General features: G+C 69.7%; 1 protein-coding gene. It reads right to left on the bottom strand.

Going from position 1 to position 389, the window contains the following annotated elements; translation table 11 throughout:
- Nucleotides 1-360: AMP-binding protein (locus tag OQ02_RS39405; RefSeq protein ID WP_231500454.1), on the bottom strand; the 360-nt coding region annotated here is incomplete at its 3' end.
- Nucleotides 361-389 lie beyond the last annotated feature (29 nt).

The following is a 389-nucleotide window of genomic DNA, read 5'->3' as shown; positions in this document are numbered from 1 at the left end:
GCGCAACTGCGTCCAGACGGTGTCGGAGACGGCCTCGCCGCCGAGCAGGACGAGCGCGGGCCGGTGCCTGCCCGCCGCCTCGTCCCGGTCGAGGAGGCCTTCCTCGATGAGGAGCTGGGCGTAGGTGGGCGTCACGTTGACGACGTCGACGCGGTGCTCGTCGCAGTAGGCGACGAGGGCCTCGGCGTCGCGGCGGAGTTCCTCGTCGCAGACGTGGACCTCATGGCCCTCGACCAGCCAGAGCAGTTCCTCCCACGACATGTCGAAGGCGAAGGAGACGGTGTGCGCGATGCGCAGGCGGCGGCCGCCGGCCGAGGCGATGGCCGGATCGAAGATCTCCTTCTGGTGGTTGAGCTGCATGTTGGTCAGTCCCCGGTAGGGGGTGACGA

Source organism: Saccharothrix sp. NRRL B-16314, from assembly GCF_000716595.1.
Classification (GTDB): Bacteria; Actinomycetota; Actinomycetes; order Mycobacteriales; family Pseudonocardiaceae; genus Actinosynnema.
Note: the sequence above shows the minus strand (reverse complement) of the source record. Positions and strands in the feature narration are given on the sequence as shown.